The sequence below is a fragment of the Streptomyces sp. BK239 genome, from assembly GCF_004217285.1.
Classification (GTDB): Bacteria; Actinomycetota; Actinomycetes; order Streptomycetales; family Streptomycetaceae; genus Streptomyces.
Genome location: NZ_SHKS01000011.1, coordinates 37704 through 51864, shown reverse-complemented (window position 1 = coordinate 51864; position 14161 = coordinate 37704). Strand labels below are relative to the sequence as shown.

Below are 14161 nucleotides of genomic sequence, written 5' to 3'. Positions count from 1 at the left end.
TCTACCTCACCATGTTCGTACCGGGGGCGTCACACGCCGGAACCCCCGCGTCCGCCGTGTACGTCCCCGACGCTATCGCGAGCAGCCGGGACGCCTTCAGTTCGGTCTCCGCCCACTCCCTCTCGGGGTCGGAGCCCCAGGTGATGCCGGCGCCGGTGCCGAAGCGGAGCGTTCCGTCGGCGCGGTCGATCCAGAAGGTGCGGATGCCGACGGCCAGTTCGCCCGTGCCCCGGTCGGCGTCGACCCAGCCGATGCCTCCGCAGTAGGGGCCTCGGGGCGCGGTCTCCAGCGCGTCGATGATGCGCAGGGCGCTGGACTTGGGGGCGCCGGTCACGGAGCCGGGCGGGAAGGCCGCGTCGAGCAGTTCGCTCCAGCCGACCCCTTCGCGCAGTTCGCCGCGGACCGTCGAGACGAGGTGGACGAGGCCGGGGTGCTTCTCCACGGCGCACAGGTCGGGGACGGTGACGCTGCCGGTGGCGCAGACACGGCCGATGTCGTTGCGGACGAGGTCCACGATCATCACGTTCTCGGCGTGGTCCTTGTCGAGGAGGTCGGCCTCGGTGCGCCCGGTGCCCTTGATCGGCCCGGACTCCACGGTCCGCCCCTCGCGGCGCAGGAAGAGCTCGGGCGACGCGGTGGCGATCTCCACGCCGTGCCCGGGGAGGCGGATCGTCCCCGCGTACGGCGCGGGGTTGCCGCGGGCGAGCAGCGCGGTCAGCGCGTCCACGTCGGCGCCGGGCGGGACGGGGGCGGACAGGACGCGGCAGAGGTTCGCCTGGTATACGTCGCCGGCCGCGATGTGCTCGCGTATCCGGCGCACTCCGGCGGTGTACGCGGCGCGGTCGAGGGACGACGTCCAGTCCCCGGCGGCGGGGCCGCGCCACTCCCCCGGGGTCGGCGCGGGCACCGGCGCCACCCGCACGTCCGCGAAGCGGGCGCAGGTCAGACGGCCTTCGAAGTCGGCGCAGACGGCCCAGAAACCGGCGGAGTCCAGGGCCGCCGGGTCGTCGGTGACGTCGAGGAGGCCGGTGGCGACGCGGTCGCCGAATCGGGCGAGGGGTGGCAGTTCGGGCACGGTGTCGAGTTTAGGGCGGGTGTCCGGCGGGTCGTCGTCGGCGGCGGGCGCGCGCTTCCGGGACGCGCCGACGGGGCCTGAGCAGGTGTTCGGTGGGACACAGCGCAGCACGCTGCACAAACGCGTTTTTGTGCTGGCCCAGGAATCCGCTAGAGTTCAACACGTCGCCGGGACGCGAGAGCGCACCGAAACGACAGGCGGACGTAGCTCAGTTGGTAGAGCGCAACCTTGCCAAGGTTGAGGTCGCGAGTTCGAACCTCGTCGTCCGCTCGAAGGACAGTAGGGATCTTCCCGGTCCCCTACACTCCTGGTGGAGTGGCCGAGAGGCGAGGCAACGGCCTGCAAAGCCGTCTACACGGGTTCAAATCCCGTCTCCACCTCCAAGGACGATTAGCTCAGCGGGAGAGCGCTTCCCTGACACGGAAGAGGTCACTGGTTCAATCCCAGTATCGTCCACTGGATCTTCGGATCCCCGCGCGATTAGCTCAGCGGGAGAGCGCTTCCCTGACACGGAAGAGGTCACTGGTTCAATCCCAGTATCGCGCACGCAGTGCCACGGCCCCTCGGGTCGTGTTCCCGAGGACGATTAGCTCAGCGGGAGAGCGCTTCCCTGACACGGAAGAGGTCACTGGTTCAATCCCAGTATCGTCCACACCCCGGAAACCCCCGGCCGTCTCCTCGGCCGGGGGTTTCCTCGTGTGCGGGTGGCTCAGCTGGAGAAGAGCATGTGGCCGAAGCTCTTGTGGCGCTGGTGGCCGTAGTGACCGCCGTGGCCGCCGTGCGGGGCGCCCCAGGCGGGGGCGTGCGGGGCCTGCGCCGGATAGGCCTGAGGAGCGGCCGGGGGCGGCGGCGCCGGCTGGGACCACTGGGACTCCAGCCGGGTGAGCGCCTCCAGCTCGCCGTAGTCCAGGAAGATCCCGCGGCAGTTCGCGCACTGCTCGATCTGGACGCCGTTGCGGTTGTACGTGTGCATCGGGGCGTGACACTTCGGACACTGCATGGTCGGCTCAACTCCTCGCCGGTCGGTCCTGCTTCGCCTGTCGCCAGGACAGAGTCTGTCCGGCTGCGGTCGGTTGCACCCTACTTCGCCGAGCTTGACGGCAACTGGTCAGGTACGGAACCGGATCCGCCGGGCGGGTCGACCGACCGGTGCGGCACGGAGACCATCCGGGCACAGGCGTCGACAAGAGACTCCTCGACCTCGTCAAGGGGACTGTCGCGTGCGATGGCCTTGGTCACCGCTCGGGCGGCGGTCTGGACGGTGAGGGCGCGAGCCGGGACGTCGAGCGCGGGCCATGGATCGCCGTCAGTGGGAACCGCGGTGCCGCGAGCCGTGCGGTAGGCCGCCAGGAAGCGGGCCCACTCCTCCGGCGGGAGCAGACCACAGGCGTACCAGGCGGCCGGGCGTGCGAGATCCCAGGCGGGGACGCCGGTGCCTAGATCGTCGACGTCGATGAGCCGCCAGGGGCCGTCGGGCACGGGATGCCGGACGAGTTGCCCCAGATGGAGGTCACCGTGGCAAAGCGTGGTGGTGTCAGGCATGGGCGCCGCCCCACGGGCCCAGCCGGGGAGGCCGGCCCAGGCCCGCAGGACGGGGGCGACAGCGGGGTGCTCCCCGCTCACCTCGCGAAGTCGGAGAACGGCCCGGGCGGCCTTCACCGGTCCGCGCATCGGCGGAAGGGCGTGCGGCGCGGGGGTGCGGTGCAGCTGGGCGAGGAGTGTGCCGGCCTCCTCCCACGGGGCGGCGTCCGGAGTGTCCGGATCCACGGGAACGCCGTAGGACCAGAACGTGACCAGTCGGTCGTGCAGGGGCGCGGGGACGGGGGTGAGCGGCGGAAGAAGAAGGTGCGGAAGGGAGGCCGCGGCGGCCAGACGGGGGGCGAGGTCGGCGACGGAGACACCGGGGGCATGTGCCTTGGCAACGACGCCGGCGTGGCGCACCACAGTGGCATCGGCCCGCTCCGCGAGGGTGTCCGCGCCGCAAGGGCAACGACTTGAGCTGCGGGAGTGAGCTTCGACGGCGGCGAGCCGAGTGAGCGCACTGAGCAACGGGGTGACGGCCACGGGGCTCCCTGAACGACGGAGGTCCAACGCCCCAGTATCTGCCGGGCCCGGCCACAGGCGACTGCGGGTCCACTGCGGCTGATCGCGCAGTTCCTTGCGCCCCTGAAGCCGCGCCCGGCGCACAGAGCACGCCCCTGGGCCGGGCAGCCCAACGAACACTCGCGCAGCCACACACGACCCACAAGGGACACCCTGGGCCGGGCAGCCGAACGAACACTCGCGCAGCCGCACACGACCCGCGAGGGACGCCCTGGGCCGGTCGCCGGATGGACGCTCGTGCGGACGCGCGCGGCGCTGAGGGGGCGGGGTTGGGGTGTCCGCCCGCAGCGGTCGGCGTCAGTCACCGGGCGCCGATGAAAAAGAAGCTACCGCCGGACCGAGGACGGACACCCCCACCCCGCCCCCGACCCACCCACCGAACCGAACGCGCCACACCCGCCCCCACCGAACCGAAACGGGCCGCCGCAGGCACTCAGGGGCGCGGGGAACTGCGCAAAAACCCCAGCCCCCACAGAACCCGCACCCAACAACCGCCCAACCACCCGACCGCCGGAGGCAAAAGCAATGCCGGCGCAGCTCCCCAGCTGCGCCGGCATCATTTGCCGTCCGCCATACCCCCGTCCCCACGGGGTTTCATGGGTGGATGTCCCCGCCCGGACCGCTCTTCCGGGCCTGGGGTCGCCGCTCAGCGCCCCAGCATCACGCCCACGGACGACGCCTGTGCGGCCACCGTCTCCCAGCCGTCGAAGACGACCAGGAGCAGTGCGGCCAGAGGGAGGGCCATGAGCGTCGCCACCAGGGGGTGGCGGCGGCCCGTGCGGCGGGGTCGGGTGCGCAGGTGCGTCCGCGGTGCCGTGTGGGCCATGGTCCCTCTCCTGAACCGTTCTCCGTTGTGGTTGGCAGCGGCGGGCGTCTGACCTCGGGGGACGAGTGCTGCACCCGCCGCTTGACCTCAAATCTAGGCGCGTGGAGGGCATCGCACGTCATGCCCTCGTACCGATTGACGGGCCTCCCGGAGGATGACCCATGACCTGCGGCGTACTCCCCTGGGTGGAGACGCGGGCCTACGACTCGGGGTCTTCCCGGAGGGGCTGCCCACTTCGCGCCGGTATTTCCGAGCCGTCCTCGCGGGGGACGGGCTGTTCGACCAGGGCGAGGACCCGGTTCGCCATGAAGCGGGCGGTACGGACGACAGCGCCGTTTCGGGTGACTTCGCTCACTTCCACCACCCCTCGGCGCACCGCCGTCTCCACCCGGCGGCCCGCTCTGCTCGCCACCACCTCGTACGTCCGCGTCGTGTCGCCGGCGTCGACGACTATCTCCACTCGATCACCCTTCACGGGTTCAATCCCCCTTCTGTGACAGGTGGTTGGGGCCACAGGGGCGACAACGCACCCTTGTTCGCAGACCCCCTGAGCACCTCTCAAGTGTCCCATCCGGCACTGACAATCGATCGGAGCGAGAGGGCGCGGCCTCTGCGCGCGGACGGCCGTGGAAACGTAAGCTGTGCCACGTCACACGGACCGGGCAGCGGGGATGAACATGGCGATGATGCGCCTGAGGCGCGAGGACCCGCGCGTCGTCGGCTCGTTCAAGCTTCACCGACGACTCGGCGCGGGCGGGATGGGCGTCGTCTACCTGGGCTCCGACAAGAAGGGGCAGCGGGTCGCGCTGAAGGTCATCCGGCCGGACCTCGCGGAGGACCAGGAGTTCCGGTCGCGGTTCGCGCGGGAGGTGTCGGCGGCGCGGCGGATCCGGGGCGGCTGCACGGCCCGGCTGGTCGCGGCGGATCTGGACGCCGACCGGCCGTGGTTCGCCACGCAGTACGTGCCCGGCCCCTCCCTCCATGACAAGGTCAACGACGAGGGGCCGCTCGGGGCCGCCGAACTCGCGGCGATCGGGGCCTCGCTGTCGGAGGGCCTCGTCGCGGTCCACGAGGCCGGGGTCGTGCACCGGGACCTGAAGCCCTCGAACATCCTGCTCTCCCCCAAGGGTCCGCGGATCATCGACTTCGGCATCGCCTGGGCGACGGGCGCCTCGACGCTGACGCACGTCGGCACGGCGGTCGGCTCCCCCGGCTTCCTCGCGCCCGAGCAGGTGCGGGGCGCGATGGTCACGCCGGCGACCGACGTGTTCTCGCTGGGCGCCACGCTCGCGTACGCCTCGACCGCCGACTCCCCTTTCGGGCACGGCAGTTCCGAGGTGATGCTGTACCGCGTGGTGCACGAGGAGCCCCATCTGAACGGCGTTCCCGACGCCCTGGCCCCGCTGATCCGCGCCTGTCTCGCCAAGGACCCCGAGGAGCGGCCGAGCACGCTGGACCTCTCCCTGCGGCTGAAGGAGATCGCGGCGCGGGAGGCGCAGGGCATGGCCGACACACGGCCCCCGGCGCCCCGGGCCGCCGAGGCCGACCGCCCGACGGGACGGCTGACGGACAGCAGCTATCCGGACCGTGCGGGACGGCAGCCGGGCACCCCCGCGCCCCGGGGCGGGGCCCCGTCCTCGCGCGGTCCGGTGCCGTCACGCGGGGGGACGCCGTCGCGTGGGGGGACGTCCTCGCGTGGCGGGAGCGGTTCGCGCGGCGGCGTCTCGCACTCGCGGCCGGGCGCCCGCCCCACCCCCGCTCCCCGGAACACGCCGGCGAAGCGCAACACCAGGCCGGGCAGCGGCAGTCGGCCCGCGCCGCGCAACGGCCGGCCCGGGGCGAGAACCACGGGGACCGGACGGCGGCCGGCCAACCCCCGGTTGCTGCGGCAGCGGTTGTTCGTGTTCGTCGTCGTGACGCTGCTGGTGGCCCTCGGCATCGCCCTCGTGCAGGGCTGCCAGGGGTCCGCCCGAGGACTCGGCGGCGGCAGCTCCCGGACCGAGCAGACGCAGAGGCACACGCACCAGCTGCCGGCGGGCGCCGAGGCCGGCGAGCACGCCGAGGACGGCGCGTAGACCGGCTCTCGAGAGCGGGCGAAGACGAAGACCGGAGCTCTACCCGAGCGGGCGGCCCGTGGCCACCGCGTAGAAGGCGACCGCCGCGGCCGCGCCCACGTTGAGGGAGTCGACTCCGTGGGACATGGGGATGCGGACCCATTCGTCGGCGGCGACCAGGGCCTGGGTGGACAGGCCGTCGCCCTCCGCTCCGAGCATGAGGGCCACGCGGTCCATGGTGTGCGGCGCCGCCTCGTCGAGGCTGCGGGCCTTCTCGTCCGGGGTGAGGGCGAGCAGGGTGAAGCCGGCCTCGCGGACCGAGTCCAGGCCCTTGGGCCAGGTGTCGAGACGGGCGTACGGCACGGAGAACACCGCGCCCATGGACACCTTCACGCTGCGGCGGTAGAGCGGGTCGGCGCAGTCCGGGGAGAGCAGCACCGCGTCCATGCCGAGGGCCGCCGCCGAGCGGAAGATGGCGCCGATGTTGGTGTGGTCGTTCACCGATTCCATGATCACGACCCGGCGGGCGGTCCGCAGCAGTTCGGCCGCCGTGGGCAGCGGCTTGCGCTGCATGGAGGCGAGCGCGCCGCGGTGGACGTGGTAGCCGGTGACGCGCTCGGCGAGTTCGGGGCTGACGGCGTAGACGGGGGCGGGGAGTTCGTCGATGACGTCGCGCATGACGTCGACCCACTTGGCGGAGAGCAGCATCGAGCGCATCTCGTAGCCGGCTTCCTTGGCCCGTCTGATGACCTTCTCGCCCTCGGCGATGAACAGGCCCTCGGCCGGCTCGCGCCTGCGGCGCAGTTCGACGTCGGTCAGGCCGGTGTAGTCGCGCAGGCGCGGGTCGGCGGGGTCCTCGACGGTGATGAGATCGGCCACAGGGGTGATACTGCCTTGTCCTGGGTGTGGTGCCAACGGCTCGGTACAGGTTCTGTTACCCGGGGTTACGCCTGGGTGGTTCGGCTCCGGGTCACGCCCGGGTGGCGTTCGGCTGCGGGCCGACGGCGACGACCGGGCCGATCACGATGACGGCCGGCGGTTTCACGTCCTCGGCGCGGACCCGTTCGGCGACGGTCGCGAGGGTCGCGTCGACGCGGCGCTGGGCCGCCGTGGTGCCCTCCTGGACGAGGGCGACGGGGGTGTCGGCCGGCTTGCCGTGGGCGACGAGCGCCTCGGCGATCTTCCCGATCTTGTCGACGCCCATGAGGATCACGAGCGTGCCGGTCAGCTTGGCGAGGGAGGCCCAGTCGACGAGGGAGCGGTCGTCGTCGGGGGCGACATGGCCGCTGACGACGGTGAACTCGTGGGCGACGCCGCGGTGGGTGACCGGGATACCGGCCGCGCCGGGCACCGAGATGGAGCTGGAGATGCCGGGGACGACCGTGCAGGGGATGCCCGCCTCGGCGAGCGCCTGGAGCTCCTCCATGCCACGGCCGAAGACGTAGGGGTCGCCGCCCTTGAGGCGTACGACCGCCTTGCCCTGCTTGGCATGCTCGATCAGCGCGTTGTTGATCGCCTCCTGGGCCATGAAGCGGCCGTAGGGGATCTTCGCCGCGTCGATCACCTCGACGTGGGAGGGGAGTTCGGCGAGGAGGTCGCGCGGGCCCAGCCGGTCGGCGATGACGACGTCCGCCTCGGCGAGGAGGCGACGGCCGCGGACGGTGATCAGGTCCGGGTCTCCCGGGCCGCCGCCGACGAGGGAGACGCCCGGGGTGCGGGTGCGGTGCTGGGGGGCGACCAGGGTGCCGTCGTGCAGGCCCTCGACGATCGCGTCGCGGATGGCAGCGGTGCGGCGCGGGTCGCGGTCGCGCGCGTCCGTGGTGAGGACGGCGACGGTGACGCCCGCGCTGTGGCCGGTGGCCGGGGTCCAGGCGGTCGCCGCGTCGGCGTCGTCGGAGCGCACGCACCACACGCGGTGCGCCTCCCCTTCGGCGGAAGCCCGGGTGTTGGCCTGCGGGTCGCTGGTGGCGATCAGGGCGTACCAGGCGTCGGTGAGGTCGCCTTCGACGTAGCGGCGGCGGTGCCAGGTGAGTTCGCCCGCGTCCGCCATGGCTTCGACGGAGGGGGTGGCGGACGGTGAGACGAGGTGGATGTCCGCGCCGGCCGCGATGAGGGCGGGGAGGCGGCGCTGGGCCACCTGGCCGCCGCCGAGGACGACGACCCTGCGGCCGGCGAGGCGGAGGCCTACGGGGTAGGCGGGGTTTTGGGCCATGAGGTGCGGCTCCTCGAACAGGCGGTTGTTCAGTGGGCGCACTGCAGCTTCGGAGCGGCCCTGACGTGCGGATTTTAAGCGCACGTCCGGAGGGTGGGCGGCGGCGGGTGGGGTGTTTCTCCCCCTGTCCCGCCCCTGACCGGGGCCCGGGCTCTGCCCCCGGGCCCCGGTAGGTGGACTACTTCTCGGTCACCCCTGCCGAGTCGAACGTCGCCACCTCGTGCATCGCCCTGGCCGTGCTCTGGACCAGCGGCAGTGCGAGGAGGGCGCCGGTGCCCTCGCCGAGGCGGAGGTCGAGGTCGACCAGGGGGCGCAGGCCGAGCTTGTTGAGGGCGGCGACATGCCCCGGTTCGGCGCTGCGGTGGCCGGCGATGCAGGCCGCCAGGACCTCGGGGGCGATGGCCCGGGCGACCAGGGCGGCGGCGCCGGCGCTGACGCCGTCCAGGATCACCGGCGTGCGCAGGGAGGCGCCGCCCAGCAGGAGGCCGACCATCGCCGCGTGCTCGAAGCCGCCGATCGCCGCGAGGACGCCGACGGGGTCCGCGGGGTCCGGCTGGTGGAGTTCCAGGGCGCGGCGGACGACCTCGGTCTTGCGGGCGAGGGTCTCGTCGTTGATGCCGGTGCCGCGACCGGTGACCTCGGCCGGGTCGGCGCCGGTGAAGACGGAGATGAGCGCGGCGGACGCGGTGGTGTTGGCGATGCCCATCTCACCGGTGAGCAGCGCCTTGTTGCCGGCCGCGACCAGGTCGCGGGCCGTCTCGATGCCCACCTCGATGGCCTGCTTGGCCTCCTCGCGGGTCATCGCGGGGCCGGTGGTCATGTCGGAGGTGCCCGCGCGGATCTTGCGGGGCAGCAGACCGGGCGTGGCGGGCAGGTCGGTCGCCACGCCGACGTCCACGACGCACACCTCGGCGCCCACCTGGGTCGCGAAGGCGTTGCAGACCGCGCCGCCGCCGAGGAAGTTGGCGACCATCTGGGCCGTCACCTCCTGCGGCCAGGGGGTGACGCCCTGCGCGTGCACACCGTGGTCGCCGGCGAAGATCGCGACGGCCGCGGGCTCGGGGATGGGCGGCGGGCACTGGCGGGACAGACCGGACAGCTGGGCGGAGATGATCTCCAGCATGCCGAGCGCGCCGGCAGGCTTGGTCATCCGCTTCTGCCGCTCCCACGCCTCGCCGAGCGCCTTGGCGTCCAGCGGGCGGACGCTGGCGACGGTCTCCGCGAGCAGGTCGTGCGGGTCCGCGCCGGGCAGCGCGCGGCGGCCGTACGTCTCCTCGTGGACGACCCACGACAGCGGGCGGCGCTTGGCCCAGCCGGCCTGCATCAGCTCGGGCTCCTCCGGGAACTCGTCGACGTACCCCACGCACAGGTACGCGACGACTTCCAGGTGTTCGGGCAGGTCCAGCGCGCGGACCATCTCGCGCTCGTCGAAGAAGCTGACCCAGCCGACGCCGAGGCCCTCGGCGCGGGCGGCGAGCCAGAGGTTCTCCACCGCGAGCGCGGAGGAGTACGGGGCCATCTGCGGCTGGGTGTGACGGCCCAGGGTGTGCCGGCCGCCTCGGGTCGGGTCGGCGGTGACGACGATGTTCACCGGGGTGTCGAGGATGGCCTCGATCTTCAGTTCCTTGAACTGCTTGGCCCGGCCCTTGGGCAGCGACTTCGCGTACGCCTCACGCTGACGCTGGGCCAGTTCGTGCATGGCCCGGCGCGTTTCGGCGGAGCGGATGACGACGAAGTCCCAGGGCTGCGAGTGCCCGACGGACGGCGCGGTGTGCGCGGCCTCCAGGACGCGCAGCAGCACCTCGTGCGGGATGGGGTCGCTGCGGAAGCCGTTGCGGATGTCACGGCGTTCGCGGATGACCTTCAGCACGGCCTCGCGCTCGGCGTCGCCGTACGCGGGCGCGGGGGGACCGACGGGCCGACGGGGGACTTCGACGGCCTCGGCCTGAACACCCTCGTGCTCCCGCTCGCTCGGCTCGGCCTGCTCGTTCGCTTCGGCCTGCTCGTTCGGTTCGGCCGGCGTGTTCGGTTCGGCCGGCGTGTTCGGTTCGGCCGGCGCGTTCGCTTCGGCCGGCGTGTTCGGTTCGGCCGGCGTGTTCGGTTCGGCCGGCGTGTTCGGTTCGGCCGGCGCGTGGAGTGCGTGCGGCTCCTGCGGCTCGGTCGGCTCGTCGTGGTCGGCGGCCATGGTGTCCAGGTCGTCCGGGTTCTGTGCGACGTTCGGGTCGGGCTGCTCTTGGTCCATCTGCGGCTCCGCTTCCGGAGTGGCCGGGGCGGGGGCGGCCTCGGCCGCGCGGGGGGCGGGGACCATCACTGCGGGGGGCTCGGCGACCGGCTGGGGCGTCTGCTCCACCAGCGGCTCCGGTACGTGGGGGGTGTCGGCCTCGGCTTCGGCCTCGGCGGACGTGAAGTCGTCCTGGGCTTGGGCCGGTTGTGGCTCCCCAGCGTCCACGAGGTGAGACCCCTGGTCCACGATCTGGTCGGCGGGGGCAGGCGTCGGCTCCGGGTGCTCCGCGCCCTCCGGGACCTCGCGGTGCTCGGGGTGTTCGGGGTGCGCCGGCTCCGCCGACTCCTCCGCCGCCGCGACGGGCTTCGGGTAGAGCGTGTCCAGCGCCGAAGGCGCTGCGACGGGGGTCTCGGTCTGCGCCTCGACGACCGCTTCGGATGCGGGAGGGACCGCTTCCGGGGCGGGTACGACCGCTTCCTGCTCAGGTACGACCGGTTCGGTAGCGGGCTCGACCGCCTCGGTCTGCTCGGAAACGACGACCGGCTCGGCTTCCTGGACGACCTCGGGAACCTGGGCCGGCTCGGGGGCGGGCTCCGAGCTCTGCGGCGCGGGCTCGACGGGAGCCGCCGGGGCGTCGGACGCCTGGGGCACGCCGGGCGCCGGCACGGCGGGCGTCTGACCTGCCTCCGGTGCGGCGACGACGGGCTCGGGGGCGCTTTCGGCGGCGGGCGGGGGAACCTCCTCGACGGCCTCCGCCGCCGGCGGGTCGACAACCGCCTCGGGCTCCTCGGCCACCGGGGCGGCCGGGACCGCCGGAACCTCGACGGCTTCCGGAACCTCGACGGCTTCCGGAGCCTCGGGAGCGACCGCGACGTCCGCCTCGGGGGCCTCAGCGGCCTCCACGGCTGCGGCCGGCACCGGCTCGACCTCCTGCGCCACCTCCGCCTCGGAGACGGGCTCCTCCACGGATGCGCTCTCGGGGACCCCGACGGCCTCCGCGGCCGCCGCGTCCACCGCCGCCGCGACCTCGGTCTCCGGCGCGGGCTGGGCGACGGACACGGGCTCGGGCTCGGCCACGGGCTCCGACACCGCCTCCGGAGCGGCCTCGGACGCCGGCACCTCGACGGGAGCCGACGCGGAAACCGGGACCGAGACGGCCGCGGTGACCTCCGCGCCGCCCAACTGCTCCGCCCCGGCCGGGACCTGCACGTCCTGCGTGGCACCGGTCGCGGCGACACCGACGTGCACCGGATCGGCCTCCTGCGGAGCAACCGCGGGCACGGTCTGCTCGGCGGTCTGCCCGGCCTCCGCCTCCTGCGGAGCGCCAGTCGCCGCGACCGCCTCCGTGGCCACCCGGGCCACGACCGCCTGGGCCACGCCCACCGGTCCGGGCTGCGCGGGAGACGCGGCCGCCTCGGCGGGGGCCGCACCGGAAGCGACCGGCGCCTGGGCGACGGCCTGCGCCGCGACCTGTGCGCCCCACGGCGCCGCGCCCGGTGGGGGCGTCGCGTGCTGGGGGGCGGCGTCGAGGTACTCGGGGCCGGGCGCGGGCGCGGCCGGCTGGCGTACGGGTGTGCCGGCGGGGCCGCGGTCGGCCAGGGAGCGGACCGGGCCGGCGAAGGCGTCGGGGATGGGCGGGCCGAGGTGCAGGGGGCGGCGCGGCGCGGCCGGGGCGGGCGTCGGGCCGGGGAGGCGGACGGCGCTGACGTCGACCGAGCCGGTGTCGCGGCCGGACATCTCGTGCGGGCCGGGCTCGTGCACGGTCTCGACCACCGGCTCGGGCGCGGGCGGCGCCACCTCGTTGCCCCATGCGCTCTGGGCGCCCGGCAGCAGCAACAGGTCTTCGTCCTCGGCGGTGGTCTCGGAGAGGTAGGCGTACGCGCCGGACGTGGAGACGCCCGGCTGCTCTGCCGTGTCTGCGCTCTCCGGCAGTCCCTCGCCCGGGACCTGGCCGGTGTCGGTCATGCGTACCCCTCGCCCATCGGTTAGTGCTCCTACGACCAGCTCACCCGGAACGGCGCACCGACCGCCCCGCAGTGAAGAACGAGCGTCCACGCCCAGCGGCACGAACGACCCGCCCGAAAAAGACGACAAAGCCATTCAGTGGCATTGTCGCGGTCGTCGTCGCCTCGCGACAGCTTGATCCGAGACGCTCCGCTGTGGACTGCGCCACGTTGCGCGCCCACGGGTTTCGACGTACCACGCCCGCCCCAAAACGGATGGGTTTTCCGGACATTGACCGACGAAAGGCCGGGCGACCGGATGCGGTACGACGATCGGCCAGCCTACCGCGCGCGGTACGACAACCGGATCACCGGGAGGGCAAAACGGTCTACGCGGGACGCTCCGGCCATACGCCGCTGAGCAGGAACGCGACGCTCCGTTCCCTCTCCGTCCAGGCCCGGGTGTCGAGTTCGAGGGACTGGAGGAGGGCGCACTCGACGCGGTAGCCGTGTTCGGTGAGGTCCCGGCCGATGAGCTCGGCGGCGTCGCGGGTCATGGCGTGGGTGACGATGCGCTGCGGGCGGCGGTCGGCGACCGCGGAGACGACGGCCGCTCCCCCGCCGCCGACGCGGACGACGTCCGGCTCGGGCAGGTCCTCCAGGGCGTGCGGGGCGGCGCCGCGGACGATCTGGAGCTGTACGCCGAAGCGGCGGGCGGTGGCGTCGGTGCGGGCGCACGCCTCGAGCGCCCGGTCCACGGCGATCACGGCGGCGCCGGCCCGGGCGGCCTCGGTGGCGAAGGCGCCGCTGCCGCAGCCGATGTCCCAGACGAGGTCGCCCACGCGCGGGCCGAGCCGGGACAGTTGGGCGGTGCGCAGGAGTTCCGTCTCCCCTTCGCCGAGTTCGCCGCCGTACGCCTCCGCGGGCAGCGCCCAGCCGCGCGGGCCCGTGTCGGGGGCGCGGCCGGTGATCCAGCCGCTGCCGGCCTGGGGCGCCGCGGCCGCCGTCCCGCCGATGACGATGACGACGTTGGGGTCGCGCCAGGTGTGGTCGGCGGCCTTGTCGGAGGTGACGACGCTGATGTGCTCGCGGTCGGTGCCGAGTTCCTCGCAGACGACAAAGGTGCGGTGGACGCCCTCCATCAGGAGGCCGAGTTCGGCGGGGCCGGCGCCGGGCGAGGTGAGTACGGCGACTTTGGTGTGGGCGCGGCATACATTCACCGCGCGTCGTAGCGTGCGCCGGTGTGCGACGACCACTTGGGCGTCGTCCCAGGGCATGCCGGCGCGGGCGAAGGCGGCGGCGACGGAGGAGACGGCGGGGACGACCTCGACCTCCAGGCCGAACTCGGGTGCGCGCAGGGTGCGGACGACGCCGAAGAAGCCGGGGTCGCCGTCGGCGACGACGACGGCGGTGCCGCGGTGGCCGGCGATGCGGCGGGCGGCGAGGGCGACGCTGCCGAGGCGCAGGCGCTCGGCTGCGGGAGGCACTTCCGGCAGCGCCAGATGGTGCGCGGCGCCCGCCACCAGCGTGGCGGCGCCCAGAGCGGAGCGGGCCGCGGCGGTCAGCGGCGAACCGTCCCAGCCGATCACCGTGACGCGGTCGGCCATCGTCCTCAGTCTCCCGGGGTTTGCGCAGGCAGCGGTCCCGTGAGGGTACCTGGTCGCGCGGGGCCGGGCGGGGCGGCGGCGGGCCCGTGATCAGGGTTGATCGGTTCCGGCCGGCGA

10 protein-coding genes and 5 tRNA genes are annotated in these 14161 nt (G+C 73.6%); 6 read left to right on the top strand and 9 right to left on the bottom strand.

Annotation, left to right across the window (positions count from 1 at the left end; translation table 11 throughout):
- Position 1 precedes the first annotated feature (1 nt).
- Positions 2-1075: a chorismate-binding protein gene (locus EV567_RS26460; RefSeq protein WP_130444420.1), complete on the bottom strand. Its 1074-nt coding sequence runs from the start codon at positions 1073-1075 to the stop codon at positions 2-4.
- Positions 1076-1272: 197 nt separating this feature from the next.
- Between EV567_RS26460 and EV567_RS26455 the strand changes: the two genes are divergently transcribed.
- The 5 genes from EV567_RS26455 (at position 1273) to EV567_RS26435 (ending at position 1727) form a co-directional block, all read left to right on the top strand.
- Positions 1273-1345, top strand: a tRNA-Gly gene (locus tag EV567_RS26455).
- A gap of 39 nt (positions 1346-1384) precedes the next feature.
- A tRNA-Cys gene (locus tag EV567_RS26450) sits at positions 1385-1458 on the top strand.
- Position 1459: 1 nt separating this feature from the next.
- A tRNA-Val gene (locus tag EV567_RS26445) sits at positions 1460-1531 on the top strand.
- 18 nt (positions 1532-1549) lie between these two features.
- Positions 1550-1621 (top strand) — tRNA-Val (locus tag EV567_RS26440).
- A 34-nt stretch (positions 1622-1655) separates the two neighbouring features.
- Positions 1656-1727, top strand: a tRNA-Val gene (locus tag EV567_RS26435).
- 57 nt (positions 1728-1784) lie between these two features.
- Here EV567_RS26435 and EV567_RS26430 read toward each other — a convergent pair.
- The 4 genes from EV567_RS26430 to EV567_RS26415 all read right to left on the bottom strand — a co-directional run bounded on the left by EV567_RS26430 (position 1785) and on the right by EV567_RS26415 (position 4479).
- Entirely contained in the window at positions 1785-2075 is a 291-nt protein-coding gene (locus EV567_RS26430) for a zf-TFIIB domain-containing protein (protein ID WP_130444418.1), read from the bottom strand.
- An 80-nt stretch (positions 2076-2155) separates the two neighbouring features.
- Positions 2156-3139, bottom strand: coding sequence for a phosphotransferase family protein (locus tag EV567_RS26425; protein ID WP_130444416.1), 984 nt, complete (start codon positions 3137-3139; stop codon positions 2156-2158).
- Positions 3140-3824: 685 nt separating this feature from the next.
- Entirely contained in the window at positions 3825-4004 is a 180-nt protein-coding gene (locus tag EV567_RS26420; RefSeq protein ID WP_130444414.1) for a hypothetical protein, read from the bottom strand.
- A gap of 199 nt (positions 4005-4203) precedes the next feature.
- Positions 4204-4479 (bottom strand): hypothetical protein, encoded by a 276-nt coding sequence (locus EV567_RS26415; RefSeq protein WP_130444412.1) that lies wholly within the window; start codon positions 4477-4479, stop codon positions 4204-4206.
- Between the two features lie 196 nt (positions 4480-4675).
- On the opposite strand from EV567_RS26415, the gene EV567_RS26410 reads away from it, so the two are divergent.
- Positions 4676-6079, top strand: a complete 1404-nt coding sequence (locus EV567_RS26410; RefSeq protein WP_242621016.1) for a serine/threonine-protein kinase — start codon at positions 4676-4678, stop codon at positions 6077-6079.
- Positions 6080-6118: 39 nt separating this feature from the next.
- On the opposite strand, the gene EV567_RS26405 is transcribed toward EV567_RS26410, so the two are convergent.
- The 4 genes from EV567_RS26405 to cbiE all read right to left on the bottom strand — a co-directional run bounded on the left by EV567_RS26405 (position 6119) and on the right by cbiE (position 14044).
- Positions 6119-6937: an RNA methyltransferase gene (locus tag EV567_RS26405; protein ID WP_130444410.1), complete on the bottom strand. Its 819-nt coding sequence runs from the start codon at positions 6935-6937 to the stop codon at positions 6119-6121.
- 91 nt (positions 6938-7028) lie between these two features.
- The gene (gene cobA, locus EV567_RS26400; RefSeq protein WP_130444408.1) at positions 7029-8270 is read right to left on the bottom strand and encodes a uroporphyrinogen-III C-methyltransferase; all 1242 of its coding nucleotides are present in this window, start codon (positions 8268-8270) and stop codon (positions 7029-7031) included.
- Positions 8271-8448: 178 nt separating this feature from the next.
- Entirely contained in the window at positions 8449-12459 is a 4011-nt protein-coding gene (gene cobT, locus EV567_RS26395; protein WP_130444406.1) for a nicotinate-nucleotide--dimethylbenzimidazole phosphoribosyltransferase, read from the bottom strand.
- 367 nt (positions 12460-12826) lie between these two features.
- On the bottom strand, positions 12827-14044 hold the full coding sequence (gene cbiE / locus EV567_RS26390; RefSeq protein ID WP_130444404.1) for a precorrin-6y C5,15-methyltransferase (decarboxylating) subunit CbiE: 1218 nt from the start codon (positions 14042-14044) through the stop codon (positions 12827-12829).
- Between the last annotated feature and the right edge of the window lie 117 nt (positions 14045-14161).

Bases quoted from the DNA above. Each gene is read 5' to 3' on its own strand.
- EV567_RS26430 (WP_130444418.1), bottom strand. From the start codon at position 2,075: ATGCAGTGTCCGAAGTGTCACGCCCCGATGCACACGTACAACCGCAAC.
- EV567_RS26420 (WP_130444414.1), bottom strand. From the start codon at position 4,004: ATGGCCCACACGGCACCGCGGACGCACCTGCGCACCCGACCCCGCCGC.
- EV567_RS26410 (WP_242621016.1), top strand. From the start codon at position 4,676: ATGAACATGGCGATGATGCGCCTGAGGCGCGAGGACCCGCGCGTCGTC.
- cobA (WP_130444408.1), bottom strand. From the start codon at position 8,270: ATGGCCCAAAACCCCGCCTACCCCGTAGGCCTCCGCCTCGCCGGCCGC.
- cobT (WP_130444406.1), bottom strand. From the start codon at position 12,459: ATGACCGACACCGGCCAGGTCCCGGGCGAGGGACTGCCGGAGAGCGCA.
- cbiE (WP_130444404.1), bottom strand. From the start codon at position 14,044: ATGGCCGACCGCGTCACGGTGATCGGCTGGGACGGTTCGCCGCTGACC.